The sequence below is a fragment of the Streptomyces sp. NPDC002206 genome (assembly GCF_053593595.1).
In genome coordinates, this window is the sequence record NZ_JBSFCW010000036.1 from 46864 (window position 1) to 64277 (window position 17414).

Here is a 17414-nt window from a genome sequence, read left to right on the forward strand (position 1 = left end):
CCGGGGTGCCGGCGAAGGAGCGTTGTCGACGGCACTCGTCAGAAGCTGAGTGGCCGTCAGTCCTGAAGCCTGGAAGGTGATCCGGATCCGGACACGGAGACGCTCCCAGTCAACGCGATCACCGGTTAGCTGCAGGAGCGGACATGAAACCCTCAACTCCAGCCATGCTGCTGCGGGTTACCCCACATGTCCCGCGCCCCGGCATGTCGATCCGATGCGGCTTCGCCGGAACCGCCACGGCGGCCCCGGGGCCCTTCTGGGCGATCGCCGAGTATTACGACGGGAGCGCCGACTTCGTGATCGCCTGCGCCCTTGAGCGCATGCGCCATCTCACCATGGCCCTCGGTGCACAAGGCGGGTCGTGGTAGGCACAGGGGGCAGCGGGCCGCCTCGGGACCGGGCGGGCTACGGGAGGCGGGCCGGACAGGCGGCTTCCGCACAGAATCGGAAGTAGGATCCGCGAGCATCGCTGGTCCGTCCGGGCCGTCAAGTCCTGTGGGGGGACCATCCGATGACGTTCCGGCTGCGCGCTTTGCGCGCGCTTGTCCTATTGGCCGGCTTCTTCCAGATAGGCGTCGTTCTGCTGGCGGCCATGGCGCTGCTCGACTGGTTGCTGGTGACACGTCTGTTCACCGCGAAGGCGGCCTGGTTCGAGGGCGCGGTCCTGACCGTCACCATCCTGCTGGCATTGGCGATCCTGCGGGGCATGTTCACCTTCCTGCGAGCAGGGCGCCTTGGCCCGGTACCGCACGGAGTAGCGGTCAAGCCGGACGACCAGCCCGAGCTGTGGGAACAGGTCCGGGCCGCGGCCGAGGCGACAGGGGAACGGCCGCCGGACGAGCTGTACCTGGTTGCCGAGGTAAACGCCGGGGTCGCCGAACAGAGCCGCCTGCTGGGGCTGTTGCCCGGACGGCGCCGTATGCTCCTGGGCCTTCCCCTGCTCGCCGGTCTGACCGTTCCGCGGCTGCGCGCCGTCCTCGCCCACGAGTTCGGGCACTACGGCAACCTCGACACCCGGCTCGGTGGTGTCACCATGCGCGGCCGCGAAGCGGTGCTGCACACGGTGGAAATGTTCAGCGGGGGCAGTACCCAGCTGCACCAGGCGATCGGCGCCCTGTACGTCAGCTATGCCCACATGTTTCTGCGGACATCGCAGTCCGTGGCCCGTCACCAGGAGCTCGCCGCCGACCGGGTGGCTGCCCAGCACGCGGGCCGTGACGCGACGGTCGCCACGCTGCGCGCCCTTCCGGTCCTCGACGCCGCCTACACCCACTACATGAAGACGTACGCCGGGATGGGCGAGCCGATGGGAGCCCTGCCGCCGGTGGGCGAGGTGTACGGCGGATTCCGGCGACTGCTCGCCGCCCGGCCGGGCGAACGGCTCGCCGTGCTCTTCGCCGGGCAGCGTCCCTCGCGGCCGCACCGGTACGACTCGCACCCGCCGACCGCCGAACGGGTCGCCCTGATCGCGAAGCTGCCCGCCGACGGCCGAACCGACGGCGCTAAGGACGAGCCGGCCGCGCTCACCCTGCTGCGCGATGTGGACGGGGTGTTCGCGGCAATAGAGGCGCGCACGCTGCCGCACAGGGTGGCACAGTTGCGGTGCATGAGTTGGGAGGATCTGGTCATGGCCCGCGCGGTCGTCGACGCCGAGGAATGGTCCCGGCCGCTGCTGGTCGCCGTCGCCAGGGCACTACGCTCCTCAGCGCAAGCCGCGGACGGGGCGGCACCCGCCCGAAAGGGCGCCCCAGCCGGGCAGTTGGAGGACGCCGCATTGCCCGGCCTGGAGCAGGGGCTGGACGCGTTCGACCGCGGCCTGCTGTGGATGGAGGTCGCCGACCGGATGCCCAAGCCTCCCCAGGCGGCGCGGCTGACCGGGCCGTCGGCCCGTAACTTCATCCGGCCCAAGATCTTCGACGGGCTCGTCGGCATGGTCCATCTGCGCCTCGCCCGGGCCGGACAGGCCACCCCCGACATCGCCTGGTCGCAGCGGCCCGGACTCGCTCTACCAAAGGAGTGGGAAAAGGGCATGGACGACGCCCTCGACGCGGCCGTCGCCGACACGCCCGACACCGCGCCCCTACGCTCCCTGCTCGCCGATCTCGACCCCGTGTCCGCGTAACCGCCGCGGAGTTGCACAGACCGCACCCGCCGCGGTGCCTGATCGCGGTGTCGCTGGTCCGGTTCGGCTGGATCTTCCAGGACTGCCCGGCTCCCGGCGCCGCTGCTCCTGGATTTCAAACTCCCGGAGCGGGTTGCGGGTCCGGCGCAGCTGGTACTCCAGCCATTCGGCCGGCGCCCCTTCTTGTCCAGGCCGGACAGGGAGCCGGACACGGCTACGCGGCCTCGTCCGTTCGCCACCGGCCTGGAGAAGGACTGGGACGCCGTCGCCCAGGGCCTGACCACCTGCTGGAACTTGGTCCGGTGGAAGTCTGGGTCAACCACATCAAGATGATGAAACGCCAGATGTTCGGCCGGGCCGAACTCCCGCTCCTTCGCAAGCGCGTCCTCCTCGCCGCCACCCGCCCGCCGGCACAGCCAGTACGAGAGACATGTACCGCTTCGTCTGGACAGGCCGGTTCGGGGCGCCTACAGTCACCGCATTCGAACGGCTGAGACCAGTCGAGACCATTCGTGAGACTTCTGCCCGGTGACGGAGTCGGCGTGGGGTGCGTGTCCCCGCTCCACGCCAGCACTGGACGGTTCCAGGTGACGACCACGGGTCGGTGAATTCCGGACACCGACGACCCCGTGTGGTCCGCCCCGCCGGGCAGCGAAAGGGCCCCGCCGTGCCGTCGGCGACCTACCGCACCGTGCTGCGCACTCCCGGCGCCGCAGCCTTCTTTCTGACCGCCGCCGTCGGCCGCGTCGGCATCGCGATGACCAGCCTCGGCCTCGTCTGGCTGGTGCACGGACAGACCGACTCCTATGCCGAGGCTGGTCTGGTGACCGGCGGCTTCGCCGTCGCCGAGGCCCTGGCCGGGCCGCAACTCGCCCGGCTGATCGATCGCTTCGGCCAGACCCGGGTGCTGCCACCCGCGCTGCTCGCCCACGCCGCGTCGGTAGCCGCGCTGCTGACGCTGGTCGCGGGCGGCAGCCCGAGCTGGCTGATGACAGCGGGCGGGGTGCTGGTCGGCGCGACCATCCCGCAGCTCAGCGTACTGTCCGCGGCCCGCTGGTCGGCGCTGCTGCGCGGCGACCGGGCCGCGGGGCTGCCCACCGCGTTCGCGCTGGAGTCGCTCAGTAACGCGCTGGGCTACCTGGCCGGCCCGGCCCTGGTCAGCGCTATCGGAGCGAGTGGGCATCCGGTGCTCGGCACGGTACTGGCCGCCGTGCTGGTAGTGGCCGGCGGACTGGCCTTCGCCGCACAGCACCACACCGCACCGCACCGCCACCGGTGTCCGCCTTCGCCGAACGCACTCGAGCATGCGGCTCACTGCTGCGGCCCGGATTTGCGGTGCTGGTCGGTCATAACCTCGCTATCGGCGTGTACTTCGGCGCCATGCAGGTATCGGTGACAGCCTTTGCGGTGGAACACGGCGCGCCCGACGCAGCCGCTTTGCTGTTCGCTGTGTCGAGCTGCAGTGGCCTGCTGGCCGGCTGGCTGTACGGGCTGCGCCGGTGGCGCGCGGAGCCGCGGGTGCAACTGGCGGTGGTCATGGCCGGGCTGGCTCTTGGCAGCCTGCTGCTGTTCGCGGCCGGCTCACCGCTCGGGCTCGGGCTCGTGATTGTGTTGACCGGTGCGGCAGTCCCTCCCGTCTTGGTGCTCTTCTCGGTGCTGGCCGAATCTGCCGTCCACCGGGCCGTCCTGACCCAGGCGTTCACCTGGCTGAACTCCGCCAGTGCGGCGGGCTCGGCCGGTGCAGCGGCGATCTCCGGTTGGGCAGTTGACGCATCCGGTGCGCCCGGCGGCTTCGCTGCCGCCGCAACGGCCGCCGCCGCGATGGCAGCACTGGCCGGCATCCGCGCACGGCAGGGTCCTGGTGGCGAAGGAGGGGAACCGCAGTTGCCGCCACTCGGGTGGTTCTGTTCACGAGTTCCGGCTCTGGCTCAACTTCTGTGGAGCAGTAACGCTGCGTGCTGTCGAAACCCCGCTCACCCGACCCGGTCCCAGGTGGCGTCCCGCCCGTCCCGGGATCACCGCAGGTGTATTCCGCCCCACGCCCTCAGCTGCGTGCTTGTTACGAGAGGATGGGGTGGTGATCCGCCACGACCCCGAGATACAGGCCCTATTCCGCCGCTATTGCGCCCCCGCGCGCCGCTACCTGAAGCTCGGCGGAGCGGTACTTCGTATGTCGCGCGAGGAGTACGAGCCGTTCGTTCATGCCCTGGCCGCTGATGCGAAGGCTGTTTCCGACGCCGAGCTCACCATCCTCTTCGAAGGCAGCTGGCGCGAGCGGCGGACCGCGGCATGGCTCGCCGCCGTCTCGCGCCGTGACCACTTCCGCGAGCGTCTGGGAGCGCTGCTGCTGGAGAGCGAGGTCTGCTGCGCGGGTGGGGCCTACTGTGTGGCGCTGGCGAGTTTCGGCACCGCACGGGACGCCGACTTGCTTGCCGCTTACCTGGATCGCTACCTGCGTCGGCCCGACCTCGCCTACGACCAGCCGACAGTCATGGGCGCCCTGGCGTACACCGACTCCGTCCTCCACGGCGACCGGGCCAGCCACTTCCTCCAGGAGGGTGGCCTGTGGCGGCAGTGGTTCCAGGATGCGCCCCACATGCACGGCGATGACGGCATCTCCAACTACCTGGGCGGCATTCGCCTCGCCTGCGCCGTCATCGACGAATGCGCCGACACCTGACCCCATTGGCTTTGTTCACTTCGAAGACTCTGGCTCAACGCTTGTGACGCGGCCACCCTCCGTCACGCCAGTAGGACGCGCTTGCGGAGAAGTTGGAAGCCTGCCCGCCCGAACATCTGGCGCTTGAGCATCTTGATCCGGTTGACATGGCCTTCGACCGCGCCTGAGCTCCAGGGCAGGGTCAATCCGGCGGTGACGGCGTCGATGTCGCGATCGATGCCGGCGGCGAGGGTGTGGAGGCTGGGCAGGTCGTCCTGCCGGACGGCGTCGAGCCAGGCCGGGAGGCGCTCGCCCTGGCGGTCGGTGAGCATGGTCGCGAAGGACCGGACGTGTCGGGTGAGGGCGTCGAGTTCGGGGCACTGGTTGCGGACGGTGTTGAGCTGGAGTTGTTCGGGCTCGGTGAGGGTTTCCGGGCGGCTGAGGATCCATCCGGAGACCGTTCGGGGTGAGGGCGGCCGGGCGGTCACAGGTCGTGGTGAGGTGCGCTTCTTGTGCAGGTAGGCCCGAACGCGCTGGTAGCTGCCCTTGTAGCCGAGCGGCACGATCTCCTCCCACAGCTTCCACGCGTTGGTGAAGCCTTCGTTCCAGCGGTCGTCTAGGTAGGACTTGTAGTCATCGAGGACCGAGGGCCGGTTCTGCCACTGGTCGGTGAACAGGTCCTCTGGCTTCGCGGCGTCGGAGAACCGTTTGACGGTGTGCCAGGCCATGCCGAGCTGCCGCTGGACCGAACGCAGGCTGTGTCCTGCCTCCAGGAGTGCGTGGACGGAAGCGTGCCGGGATCTGGTGCGGTCGGCGAACCGGTGTCCGGTCGGCCAGGGCGAGCCGGACGGTTCTTCTTCCGGAGCGGGTTCCGGCTCGGGTTCGGGGGCGGCTGGGACAAGGGCGCGCAGGCAGCGGCGGTGCTGGGCGACGGCCCGTTCGGCGGCCTCGCTCAGGTTGTGCCAGAGGTGCCACCGGTCCGCGACCTGGACGGCCTGCGGGGCGCCGACGGAGGCGCCTTCTGCAAAGAACGGCGCCCGGTCCCGACACACGACTTCGATGCCCGGCCGTTCGGCGAGCCAGGCCGCCAGGCTGGACGCCTCCCGGTCCGGCAGCAGATCGACGGGGCGGCGGGTCTCGATGTCGATGAGGACGGTGCCGTAGTGGCGGCCCTTGCGGGTGGCGTACTCGTCGACGCCGACCACCCGCGGCGCGGGGATCTCAGGTTCGGGAAGATCGTCCACCAGCCGGAGCACCGCGCTGCGGCTGACGGGCGCCCCGAGAACGCGGGCGATGCGGGCCCCGGCCCGGCCCGCGAGGGCCAGGCCGACTGCGGCCAGGGTGGAGCGCAACCGCTCGGTCCGCTGACCGTGCCGGCGTGTCAGGCCGGGTATCTGCTCGACGAAGGTACGGCGTACGCAGCCCGAGCTCCCGCAGGTGAACCGGCGGACCCTCAGCCGGAGGACAACACGCCGCCCACCGCTCGGCACATCGGCGGGAAACCGCAGGTAGGAACCATGAACCCGGTTCGACCAGCCTCCGCAGACCGGGCAAACGGCACCGTCCGCGATGCATTGCGCGTCAACGCGCACTATCTCGATGTCCACGTCTACCGACAGCACCGCGACGTTCGCGATCGACGGGAACAACAACTCCTTCAACTGGAGCACGACCTCGTCCACGGCCCGAACTGTCAGCCCAGCCGTCGGCTCGACGGGCCGATTTCGGGCGACTTCGCGTACGGCTCGAAGGAGCCTGACTGTCACTCAGAGTGGACGCGTCACAGAAGTTGAGCCAGAACCGAAAATCGTGAACATTCCGACCAGGCTGAGGCCGCCAACCGCCTCCCGAACCGACGTAGAAGTGCTGCCCGGTCTCGTGAACAAAGCCACTCGGGAGACCAGCGGGGCCAGACGCTCAGCCGCTGTGTTGACGTTGCGCGCTCGTGAATGAGTAACCGGACCATCTCTCCGCTGCCTGCCGGCACCCGCCGGTGATCGGAGCCGGTGGCTCGTGCCGCTCCGCCGGCGAAAGCCAGAAGGGCCATCATGAAGGTCGCGGCACGCTGCCTTGGTTGTGTACCTGGGAGCTGACACCACTTGCCGCTCAGAGCGGGGAACGCACGGTTTCGCCGGAGGGCGATGTCTGTGAGTTCTGGCAACACCAGGGGCTTGCGGTGGGAGCCTGGGGCGCTCTGCGGGATTTGGTACGAGCCGCCTGGCGCGGTCGTACCCCGCCTACCGGCGTGTGTGCGAGCTGCTCATGGATTCCCGCGGACCAGCGATCGCGGCGAGCTGCAGCTTGGTCTCGTCCGCGCTGCCGGGCATGGCAGTCATGATCACAATCTTGAGCTCGGAGTCACCGTCGGTCAGTATGTCGCAGTCCACGGTGACCGGACCCACCGATGGGTGCTCGATCGTTTTGTGGTCTTCCCGGTGAGCGGCCACTGCGCCGCTCGCCCACAGGCCGGCGAACCGTTGGTTGCCCTCGCTCAATACGCGGATCAGCTCTGCCAGGCGCGCGTCACGCGGGAAGCGGCCGGTGGCGCGGCGCAGGTCGGACACGACGGCGGCGTCGGTGGCATCCCGGTCCACTTCGGTCACAGGCCACAGCCCGAGGCGAACAGGACCTGCACTTACCGGGAACCTCTCGCGGGCGAAATTGCGCAGCCGCGGTGGCACCGACGAGGGATCGCCGAACAGCGCAGCCCAACTGCGGTTCCACCAGATCAGCTGCCAGTCTGCCGCGAACACGGCGACGGCGACGTCCCCGAGCCGGGTAAGGACGCGGTGAACGCCGGGTGGGATGTAGCCGGAGATCACGCCGTCCGCCGGTGGGACGAGCTGGGCCAGCCGGTACAGATGATCCCGCTCGGCGGTGGACAGCTGAAGGGCGCGTGCCAAAGACGCCACCACCGGTGCTGAGGGCGTCGTGGCCCGGCCCTGCTCCAGGCGCACGACGTAGTCGACCGAGACACCGGCGAGGTCGGCGAGCTCCTCGCGGCGCAGCCCGACCGCACGCCGTGCCCGGCCCACCGGCAGTCCCGCGGCCGACGGGGGCAGCCGTTCCCGCCAGGTGCGGATCATCGCCCCCAGCCCGGCCCCGGGTGTCGTCGTCATGATGTCCATCGTCCCGCATCCTCGGTCATCAAGGTGATATCGAGGGTGGTACTGCTGCTCCTACTGTTGAAGCGTCCCTGGCGGGGTGTCAGGGGCGTACGCACCATGAACGCATGACGATCATCTTCATCACCGGAGCCAACAAGGGGCTTGGCCGCGAGACCGCCCGCCGCCTCATCGAACTCGGTCACACCGTGCTGGTCGGGGCCCGCAACCCCGAGCATGGCGCGGAGGCCGCCGCCACGCTCGGCGCGCGGTTCGTCCCCATCGACGTGACCGACGACGGGTCCGTCACCGCCGCGGCTGCGGATGTCGCCGAGCACGAGGGCTCGATCGACGTTCTGATCAACAACGCCGGCATCCACGGCCCCGCCAGTGATTCCAGCGCCCTCACCGGTGCCGACGCCCTCGATGTCTTCGACGTCAACCTCGCCGGTGTGGTCCGGACGACCACCGCGTTCCTGCCGCTGCTGCGCCGATCATCAGACCCGGTCATCGTCAATGTCAGCAGCGGAATGGGCTCGCTGGCCATCACCCACGACCCGTCGCGGTTCGAGTCTTCTGCCATCGCGCCGCTCTACAGCGCCTCGAAGGCGGCGCTCACGATGCTGACCACCCAATATGCCAAAGCGCTGCCGAACATCCGCATCAATGCCGCCGATCCCGGCTACACGGCGACCGACCTCAATGGCCACAGTGGCCCTCAGACCGTCACCGAAGGGACGGACGCGATCGTCGGCCTCGCAACCGAAAAGCCCGGCGCCGGCTCTGGACGCTTCGTCGACCGAACCGGTGAGATCGCCTGGTAGCGAACCAGGAAGCCACTCGGCCAGCCCCGGCGTCGCAGTGATGTTCAGCTACGGCGCCTGGGCCGGCCAGGGCCTCAGTGGCCTCGTGCACAGCGGCCAGCCCGGGGCGAACGTAGCGCTGCACGCTGCGCAGGCTCTTGTGCCCGGCCTTGGTCGTGATCACGTTCGCGGACGGCCTCGCCGAGGCGGGAGGCCGAGGAATACCGCAGCCGGGTAGCCGCAGCCCGTCGCCGTGGTGAGTGAGCAGGATGCGGGCGCGGTCGTAACGGCATCGCCATCGCCGGCCAGGGCGGCTGGGCCCGCCACTCCCGCTCGATGCTCGGCTACATGCACCGCGAGGATTGAGTGAGACGCGTGGACTCGGTTCGTTGCACTGCACGTCTCGAGGCTAGGACTCGCTCGTTCCTGAGCCGGACCAGACACCGAGGTCGCCTCCCGGCAGAGACACGAAGCGCCATTGCGCTGGGCCCGTGACCTGCCACGCTTCGAAGGACGGATCTGACGAGCAGTTCAGGTGGTGGCCTGTGTCGAAAACGAGACGCAGGGTGCCGGATTTGAACGCGACCGCCGACAGGACCTTCGCTCCGAAGAGTGCGAGGGCCGCTGCGACGTCCTGTGATTCCGGTTTCAGGAGTACGGACGGGTTGGCGTGGACTGTCCCGTGCGAGAGGTTGACGGGTGCTTCCAGTGCGATTTCCCAGTCCGAGTCGAGGACCAGTACGAGCCGGAAGTCCACGCTGATCTTGGTCACGCTCATCCCGCGAAGGCTTAGGACCCACCGGTCGTCGTGTTCGACGGGACTCTCTTCAGTGCTCACCACTGCACCTTGGCCGATTCAACGGTCGAGAGCCATGGGATCCCTCCCATGCGCGGGGTGGGACGTGAGCCGCGCCAGGGCGGCGTGGCGCGCCCAGGTTCGATGAGACAGAGCCCGAACGACTCGGTTCGTTGAGAAAACGACTCGATTGAGTGAGACGAGACAACGAGTCCCACGATGGCCAGCCGATGCTCCATGACCATCTCGTTTTGTCGGTCAAGGTCCGCCGCACCGACGGCCAGTGAGGCACGCTCGCACGCTCCGCACCCTGCTCGAGTACACCGTCGCGCTGTCCGAGCTCAGCAGTGTCTTGTTCAGCCTGAAGTACCAGCTGCCAGTGCTGCAAGCATCCGGCGGCGGCGCGATTGTGAACAACGCCTCCAACCTCGCAATCACCGGAGCCCCCGGCATGGCCTCCTACAGCGCCGCCAAGCACGGCGTCGTCGGACTCACACGGTCGGCCGCCCTCGACGTGGCCGCTACCGGCGTACCTATCAACGCGCTTGTCACCGGCGGCGTCGACACCCCCCTGCTCCGCAACAACATGGGCCTGCCGCCGGAAGAGGCCGTCCGCGTGGCCGGAGCGTTGCACCCGATCGGGCGGATCGCCCAGCCGGACGAGATCGCGGCGTTCGTGGCCTTCCTCCTCAGCGACGAAGCGACGTTCATCACCGGAGCCGCACTCGCCATCGACGGCGGCATGACCGCCGCATGGCGGATGCCAGACGGTACTGCGGGTAAAGCCGCCACAAGGCAAGTGGCAGCACCGGCGCCGACCGCGCCCGGCTGCGATGCGCCGGCTGGTGTCAGTGGGGTGGTGTCAGTGATGGTGCGTCAAATTGATGGGTTCGTGCTGGTGGTGTGAGCGGATGACGCGGGGACACGAGTCTTCCCTCATGCCTGATGTGACGAGTCCGCGTCGAAGTTCGCCGATGAGATGAGCGCGCGGTTGGCCGTCGGGCGGCGCAGCCCGGTCGCGGGGACGGCGGGGGCGGCCCGTCAGGTGCGGCTCGGTGCTGGCTCCGGATCGGAGAGAGGCGCTGCCGCGCGGCGGGGGAGCAGCAGCGCAGTCGCCAGCAGGAGCACGCCGGCCAGGCCGATGGCCGTACGCGGGCCGAGCAGGCTGCCCAGCACGCCCCAGACGGCTGTCAGGAGCGCGGTCGTGGCCTTGGTCGTCACCGCCCAGGCGGACAGTGTGCGGGCGACCCGGTCGGTCGCGGTGCGCTCGAGGCGGTAGGTGGCGCAGACGGGGTTGAAAACCCCGCAGCAGAAGATGAGTCCGAGCTCGACGCCCATCACCAGCAGCAGCCCGCCGGTACCCGGCCCCAGGAAGGCCAGGCCGACGGGCCAGAGCGCGCGCAGCGCCCCGGCCACGACCAGGACCTGGTACTGCCCGAACCGGGCCACGAGCGGCCGGGCCAGCCGCGAACCGAGCAGCCCGCCGATCGAGGGCGCGGCGAAGGCGAGGCCGTACTGCCACGGTGCGAACCCGAGCCGGCCGAGCATCAGGACGGCCAGCAGCGGCTGGGCGGCCATCACCAGGCCGTTGAACAAGGCGGTGTTGAAGAACAGCGGACGCAGCGTCGCGTCGGCGAGGATGTACCGCCAGCCGTCGAGCAGGTCCCCGGCCCGCATGCGCGCCGCCTTCTGCCGCTCGGGCCGCGGCTCGTGCCCGCCCATCGCGCGGATCCCCAGGGCCGAGAGCAGGTAGCTGACCGCGTCGGCCACCACCGTCGCCACCGGACCGAGGAGCCCGATCGCCGCGCCGCCCAGCGGCGGTCCGATGATCGTGGTCGTCCAGGCCGTGGACTCGAACCGGGCGTTGGCGACGAGCAGGTCCTCGGCCGGCAGCAGCGTCTTCAGGTACGCGCCGGAGGCGGCGCGGAAGGTGATGTCGGCCGCCGCGACGACGACCGAGACCAGCAGGAGCTGAAGGAACGTGAGGACGCCGAGCGCGAACGCGGCGGGGATCGTCAGCAGCGCCGCGAACCGCACCAGGTCCATCGCGATCAGCACCGGCCGCTTGCGGCGGAACTCCACCCACGGGCCGAGCGGCACCGCCACGGCCGCGCCCACCGCAGCCCCCACGCAGGAGAGCGCGGCGACCTCGGCCGGTCCGGCGTGCAGCACCTGGATGGCGATCAGCGGGAACGCACCGAAGGCGAGCCACGTGCCGAGCGCGCTGGTTCCGTACGCTCCCCAGAGCCACCCGAACCGCCGCCCCAGCCGATGGCCGAGCAGACCTCCCAGCCGGTGCCCGCTCCTCATACCCGACGCCCCTCGCCACTCGACCCTGCACAACCGATCCGCGTTCGGAAGCATCAAAGCGAGCAGCACAACCAGGAATCAAACAACCACAGAGCCATCAGCCACAACCAACAGTTGTGTCCCTAGGGTGTCTGCATGGATCTCGACACCGTCCGGACCTTCGTCGCCGCCGCCGACGCGGGGCAGTTCCAGGAGGCCGCCGCCGAGCTGGCGGTCACCCAGCAGGCCGTCTCCAAGCGCATCGCCGCGCTGGAGCGCACCCTCGGCGTGCGGCTGTTCACCCGCACCGCGCGCGGCGCCGAACTCACCATCGACGGGCAGGCGTTCCTGCCCCACGCGCGCGAGCTGCTGCGCGTCGCCGAGCGCGCGGTCGCGTCCGTGCGCACCGGCCGCCGTCCGCTGCGCGTCGACGTGATCGCCTCGCGCGGCGCGGCGGCGGGCCTGCTGCGCGACTTCCACCGCGCACACCCCGGGATCGACCTCGACGTGGTGATGCTGTTCGACATCGAGACGGCCGTCGCCGCCATCCGGTCCGGTGCGATCGACGCGTCCTTCCGCGCCGTCGCCGTACCCGGCCGGCCGCTTCCCGAGGACATCGAGTCCGTCCGGGTGCTCGACGAGCCGCTCCAGCTCCTCACCGGCCCCGCCCACGCGCTGGCGGGCGCCCGGTCGGTGCCTCTCGCTCAGCTCGCCGGGCACCGGATCTGGATGCCCGGCATCGTCCCCGGTACCGAGTGGGCCGCCTACTACGACGACCTCGTCGCCGAGTTCGGCCTCACCATCGAGGCGACCGGCCCCAACTTCGGCTCCGACGCGCTCCTGGACACCATCGCCGACACCCCGGCCCTGGCCACCTTCATGGGCGAGCACACCCGCCTGGTCTGGCCCGCCGGCCACGGCCTGCGCCGCATCCCGGTGACCGACCCGACGCCCGTCTACCCGCACTCGCTCCTCTGGCACCGCGACAACCCCCACCCAGCGCTGACCACCCTGCGCGCCCACCTCGCCGCCACAGCGGCCGGCCACGACGCCGCCGGGACCTGGGCACCGAGCTGGGTGATTCCGCGCTGAACGCCGCCGCGTCTTCGAGCATCGTGGCCGGATCGACGCACGGTGACTCGGGGGGCAGGCGTGGCCATCGGCACACTCCGGCTCTGCCCCTTTCGTACGTCTCACCCGGATAACCCTCGCTCTTGATCGGCAGCAGAGGCCGGTGCGTCTGTCCACCGAGCCGCCGAGCGAGCTGTCCCCGCCGTCCGGGCCCGGCACCGGGCTGTCGTCCGCGTCGGTAGTCGGGTGCAGCTGCTCCAGGTACGAGTACTGCGTGCGCTGGACCGCCATCGTCGCGAACAGCGCGGCCCGCAACGTCCATCCGCTCACCACGCAGCTGCTCCTCGCGGTTTTCCTCGCCGACCAGGCGGGCGGGGGTGACGATGGGGTCGGTCAGTTCGACCACCACGATCTGATACCGCGCCAAAAGTCCCCGGGACACGGCCGATGCCGACGACAGCTCATGGACAACGGGGCCGTAGATCTCGGGATCGTTTATGGAACAGGCCGGCTCGCGTGGCAGCCGGTCCCAGCCCTCGAACGGTTCCCCGGTGTACGAAGTAGTCCGGCGCGCCGGACCGGCTGCGTCTGCGCAGGCTGGTGGTGTGGAGTTTCCGGTGCGGGTGGCTCTGGTTCAGGCCGTGCCGAACTGGGGTCCTCCGTGTGGAAGGCGCCAAGTGCGTCGTGTCAGTTCCGGCAGGCGCAGCGCGACGCGGTCTTGGCCTCGGCGACGGTCAGGGCGGAGTCGACGGAGGTCTCGGCCGGGGTGCAGCAGCCGGTGACGCCGGCCCCTGATCGTCCCCGGTCCGGCGGTGCGCAACGAGTCTTGAGACATGCTTTACGCGACGCACGCAACTGCGGCCCGCGCCGTTGCCGTCTGACAGGGAGTCGGGCCCGTCAGGGCTGTGGAACGAGAGAGCGGGGCAGGTCGTGGGACGGCGCAAGGGCGGCATAGGGATCGCACTCGTCACGGGTGTGATGCTGGTGGGCGCGAGTGCCTGCGGCGGGGGCGGCAGCGACAAGGCGGGCGGGGGCGACGCAAAGGCGTCGGGCAAGCCGAGCGCGAGTGTCTCACCGTCACCGACGGAGCCTGCGGGTCCGCCGATGCTGCTGGAGACGATCACGCCACAGACGGGAACCACGGTCGGTGTGGCCATGCCGATTTCGGTGATCTTCACGAACCCGGTCGCGGCCAAGGCGCGGGCCACGGTGGAGAAGCACATGAAGGTGAGCGCCTCGCAGCCGGTGTCCGGCGCCTGGCACTGGTTCGGCGACAAGCGCGCCGACTGGCGGCCGAAGACGTACTGGCCCTCCGGTACGACGGTGAAGATCGACGCCGACATGAAGGGCGTCGGCAACGGCAACGGACGCTACGGCGTGCACAGCTACACGCACACCTTCAAGATCGGTGACGACGTGCGCGCGGATGTCTCGGTGACCGGCCACACCATGAAGGTGACCCGCAACGGCAAGGTGGTGCGCACCCTGTCGATCAATGCGGGCAGCGCCCAGTATCCGACGTGGAACGGCACGATGGCCGTCATCGACAAGCAGAAGAAGGTCCACATGACCTCCTGCAGCGTCGGTATCAGCTGCGACAAGGGCAGCCCCAACTACTACGACCTGACGCTGCCCTGGGACATCCACCTCACCCAGTCCGGCACATACGTGCACTACTCGACCGGCGACCCGAATCCGGGCAGCGGCAGCGCCCGCGGCTCGCACGGCTGCGTCCACCTGTCCCTGTCGGACGCCAAATGGTTCTACGGCCAGGTGAAGCAGGGTGACCCCGTCACCATCACCGGCTCGCCCCGCGCCAAGGCGCCGGCCGACAACGGTTACGCCGACTTCAACCTGGGATGGGACCAGTGGCTCACAGGCAGCGCCTCCGGGGAGGAGCCGACCGCGACGCTGTGACACGCTGCGATGGCGGCGCCGGTCAGCAGGGTGTGATCAGCCGGCGCGCCTCCGCCTTCGTCAGCCGCTTCCGGGGAGCGCGCGGCTCGATGCCGGTGGCCCTGACCGCCTTGGCGAACTCGGCGTCGATGCGCTCTTGCCGAGCGCGCGGCCGAGTTCGCCGGTCCGCGTGCGCGACGATTTCAGCTACGGGCGCGAGGGCGGGGTTCCCCCTCGGCGTCGCTGTTCGCTGTGCTGGTCAGGATCGCGCTTGCGACAACGTCGAAGAGGTGATCGGCGCGTGGCGCGAGCGAGGGTTGATCGCCGAGCCAGGCGAGCGCCGTTACCAGCGCGAACAGATCGGCGCCATCGATGTCGGTCCGCGCCATGCCCGCGGCCTGGGCACGGGTGAGGAGCCGCGCACCGCCTGCGCGCAGGGTGACGCACGAAGCGTGGAGTGCGGACTCGGTGTCGTCGATGGCGGCTGCCATCAGCACGACCACGCCCCGATACTCAGTTGTCCACGCGACGCAGTCGCGTAGCCACGAAACGAGAGCATCGCCGGGCGAGCTGGACGTTTCGAGGGCACCTGCCTTGGCGGTCAGCTCGTCGAAGTTCGTGCGGAGCAGGGCATCGAGCAGCGCCTCGCGCGTCGGGAAGTGACGCAGCAGCGTCGCGAGTCCGACATCGGCTCTGCGTGCGATGTCGCGCAGTGACACGTCGACGCCTTGCTCGGTGATGGCGGTGCCCGCTACTGCGAGCAGGTGGTCGCGGTTCTTCATGGCGTCGGCCCGCATCTGTCCCTCTTGACTATCCGGATCAGTGGTCCATATATTCGGATCAGTGGTCCGTTTATGTGGATCGCTGATCCGAATAAGACTATCCCGCAGCGCGGGCAGGAGAAAACGATGCCGACACACACGATGAGGGCGGTCCGGCTCCATGAGCACGGCGGTCCTGAAGTTCTGCGTTACGACGAGGTGCCGATTCCCGATCCGGGGCCGGGTGAGGTGCTCGTTCGCGTGCATGCGGTCGGCGTCAACCCTCCCGACTGGTACCTGCGCGACGGGATGTCCAACCTGCCTGTGGAGGCGCGGCCGAAGTTCAGCCTGCCCGCGATCCCGGGGACGGACCTGTCGGGCGTCGTCGAGGCCGTCGCCGCGGATGTGGACGGCTTCTCCGTCGGTGATGAAGTCTTCGGTCTCCTTCGCTTCCCCAGCTTCGATGGCAGCACCTATGCCGAGTACGTGGCCGCGCCCGCGGCGGACCTCGCACTCAAGCCGGCCGGCATCGATCACGTGCACGCCGCCGGGGCGCCCATGTCCGGGCTCACCGCGTGGCAGTTCCTGATCGAGGTCGGACACGATCACCCCTCGGGCTTCCAGGCGGCGCAGCATCGTCCGGTGCCACTCGACGCCCACAAGACGGTGCTCGTCAACGGCGCCGCGGGCGGCGTGGGGCACTTCGCGCTGCAGCTGGCGAAATGGAAGGGTGCACGGGTCATCGCGGTGGCATCGGGCGCGCATGAATCGTTCCTGAGCGAGCTCGGCGCCGACGAGTTCATCGACTACACCAAGAGCCGTCCCGAGGAACTCGTGCACGACGTCGACCTCGTTCTCGACGCCGTCGGTGGCCCCGACAGCAAGCGCTTCTTGCGCACGCTCAAGCGCGGCGGCTCCCAGTTCCCCGTGTTCTTCGGAGAGTTCGACGAAGAAGAGACCGTGAAGCTGGGCGTCACCGTCACGGGCACCACGGTCCGCTCGAACGGCGCGCAGCTTGCCGAACTGGGACGCCTGCTCGACGCGGGCACGGTCCGCGTCGCGATCGACAGCACGTTTGCGCTCGCGGATGCCCGAGCCGCACACGAACGCGCCGCCCGAGGGCACATCCAGGGCAAGATCGTGCTCACGGTCGCTTAGGAACGAGCCGTTTCACCGGCGCGTCCGGTGCTCGTCCGCGGGGCACCGGTGGCCATCGAGACGCCGATGCGGAGAGCGTGGGGCGCGTTTGGCGACCAGGCGTCCGCGATGCTCGCTGCGGCGAACCGAGCGGACTGGTTCGGGGCCCGGTTCGCCGCAGGAGATCGCCGAGACGGTCGCACCACGCCCTCGATCTTCGAGCTCCCGCCGACGACCGGCACGTCATCCCCTTCCTGGCGCACCGCATCCAACGCCACGACATTCTCGGCGGACTGATCCACGAGTACCGCGACACCGCCCGACGAAGACGCTCCGGCGAAACACGCAGGTCAGCGCCAGTACGGCACTTCTGGCTCCCAGCACAGGCTGCGCCTGCCTGCGGCGTGCCCCGGAGCCCTGCGGCGGAAGAATCCGCCCACTCCGGTATTGCCGGACCGCCACCCCATCCACTGATAGCTTTGCCACACCCTCCTCTTTCACGCTTTCCTTGCGTACAAGCTAAGTGCCGGATAGGTTTTCCATCAGGCGGCACAGCACCGGCCGCCTCCCCGGCCGTCGCAGCCGGCAGCCCTGGCCGCCAGGGCAGTACGCCGTGCACCCGTTGAACCAGTGACGCACTGGACGCGTGAACACCGGCCTCAAGAAACCGTGAACACGCCTCAAGAAACAAGGACATCCCCATGGATCTGAAACTCGAAATGATCGTGCTGCCCGTCTCCGACATCGACCGGACCAAGGCCTTCTACGAGGCGGTG

General features: G+C 69.5%; 14 protein-coding genes and 1 pseudogene. 10 read left to right on the forward strand and 5 right to left on the reverse strand.

All coding sequences use genetic code 11. From position 1 onward, the window contains the following. Nucleotides 1-143 precede the first annotated feature (143 nt). From ACWCP8_RS35300 to ACWCP8_RS35320, 5 genes and pseudogenes are all read left to right on the forward strand, one after another. Entirely contained in the window at nucleotides 144-368 is a 225-nt protein-coding gene (locus ACWCP8_RS35300) for a hypothetical protein (protein ID WP_451120405.1), read from the forward strand. Between the two features lie 143 nt (nucleotides 369-511). Continuing rightward, a complete protein-coding gene (locus ACWCP8_RS35305) occupies nucleotides 512-2122 on the forward strand; it encodes a M48 family metalloprotease (protein ID WP_451120407.1) in 1611 nt (536 codons plus the stop codon). A gap of 231 nt (nucleotides 2123-2353) precedes the next feature. Continuing rightward, nucleotides 2354-2517, forward strand: a pseudogene (locus ACWCP8_RS35310) (ISL3 family transposase); the annotation flags it as partial. A gap of 272 nt (nucleotides 2518-2789) precedes the next feature. Further along, nucleotides 2790-3518: an MFS transporter gene (locus ACWCP8_RS35315; RefSeq protein WP_451120409.1), complete on the forward strand. Its 729-nt coding sequence runs from the start codon at nucleotides 2790-2792 to the stop codon at nucleotides 3516-3518. A gap of 681 nt (nucleotides 3519-4199) precedes the next feature. After that, entirely contained in the window at nucleotides 4200-4802 is a 603-nt protein-coding gene (locus ACWCP8_RS35320; RefSeq protein WP_330248470.1) for a DUF6000 family protein, read from the forward strand. A 62-nt stretch (nucleotides 4803-4864) separates the two neighbouring features. On the opposite strand, the gene ACWCP8_RS35325 is transcribed toward ACWCP8_RS35320, so the two are convergent. Further along, nucleotides 4865-6463, reverse strand: coding sequence for an ISL3 family transposase (locus ACWCP8_RS35325; protein WP_451120411.1), 1599 nt, complete (start codon nucleotides 6461-6463; stop codon nucleotides 4865-4867). Nucleotides 6464-7018: 555 nt separating this feature from the next. Further along, nucleotides 7019-7909, reverse strand: coding sequence for a helix-turn-helix transcriptional regulator (locus ACWCP8_RS35330; RefSeq protein WP_352271189.1), 891 nt, complete (start codon nucleotides 7907-7909; stop codon nucleotides 7019-7021). A 104-nt stretch (nucleotides 7910-8013) separates the two neighbouring features. Here ACWCP8_RS35330 and ACWCP8_RS35335 point away from each other — a divergent pair, with 104 nt between their 5' ends. Continuing rightward, nucleotides 8014-8709 (forward strand): SDR family NAD(P)-dependent oxidoreductase, encoded by a 696-nt coding sequence (locus ACWCP8_RS35335; protein WP_451120413.1) that lies wholly within the window; start codon nucleotides 8014-8016, stop codon nucleotides 8707-8709. A gap of 388 nt (nucleotides 8710-9097) precedes the next feature. Here the strand turns inward: ACWCP8_RS35335 and ACWCP8_RS35340 are convergent, their stop codons facing one another. Beyond that, complete coding sequence (locus tag ACWCP8_RS35340; protein WP_451120415.1) at nucleotides 9098-9529, reverse strand: DUF6188 family protein; 432 nt, start codon at nucleotides 9527-9529, stop codon at nucleotides 9098-9100. Nucleotides 9530-9767: 238 nt separating this feature from the next. On the opposite strand from ACWCP8_RS35340, the gene ACWCP8_RS35345 reads away from it, so the two are divergent. Beyond that, complete coding sequence (locus tag ACWCP8_RS35345; protein WP_451120417.1) at nucleotides 9768-10391, forward strand: SDR family oxidoreductase; 624 nt, start codon at nucleotides 9768-9770, stop codon at nucleotides 10389-10391. A gap of 134 nt (nucleotides 10392-10525) precedes the next feature. Here the strand turns inward: ACWCP8_RS35345 and ACWCP8_RS35350 are convergent, their stop codons facing one another. Continuing rightward, entirely contained in the window at nucleotides 10526-11794 is a 1269-nt protein-coding gene (locus ACWCP8_RS35350) for an MFS transporter (RefSeq protein WP_451120419.1), read from the reverse strand. A gap of 135 nt (nucleotides 11795-11929) precedes the next feature. Between ACWCP8_RS35350 and ACWCP8_RS35355 the strand changes: the two genes are divergently transcribed. Together ACWCP8_RS35355 and ACWCP8_RS35360 are read left to right on the forward strand one after the other, a co-directional pair. Next, a complete protein-coding gene (locus tag ACWCP8_RS35355; protein ID WP_382844522.1) occupies nucleotides 11930-12865 on the forward strand; it encodes a LysR family transcriptional regulator in 936 nt (311 codons plus the stop codon). 957 nt (nucleotides 12866-13822) lie between these two features. Next, nucleotides 13823-14761, forward strand: coding sequence for a L,D-transpeptidase (locus tag ACWCP8_RS35360; protein ID WP_451120425.1), 939 nt, complete (start codon nucleotides 13823-13825; stop codon nucleotides 14759-14761). A gap of 182 nt (nucleotides 14762-14943) precedes the next feature. Here ACWCP8_RS35360 and ACWCP8_RS35365 read toward each other — a convergent pair whose 3' ends face one another. Beyond that, complete coding sequence (locus ACWCP8_RS35365) at nucleotides 14944-15537, reverse strand: TetR/AcrR family transcriptional regulator (RefSeq protein WP_451120421.1); 594 nt, start codon at nucleotides 15535-15537, stop codon at nucleotides 14944-14946. Nucleotides 15538-15648: 111 nt separating this feature from the next. On the opposite strand from ACWCP8_RS35365, the gene ACWCP8_RS35370 reads away from it, so the two are divergent. After that, a complete protein-coding gene (locus tag ACWCP8_RS35370) occupies nucleotides 15649-16659 on the forward strand; it encodes an NADP-dependent oxidoreductase (protein WP_451120427.1) in 1011 nt (336 codons plus the stop codon). Nucleotides 16660-17414: the final 755 nt, after the last annotated feature.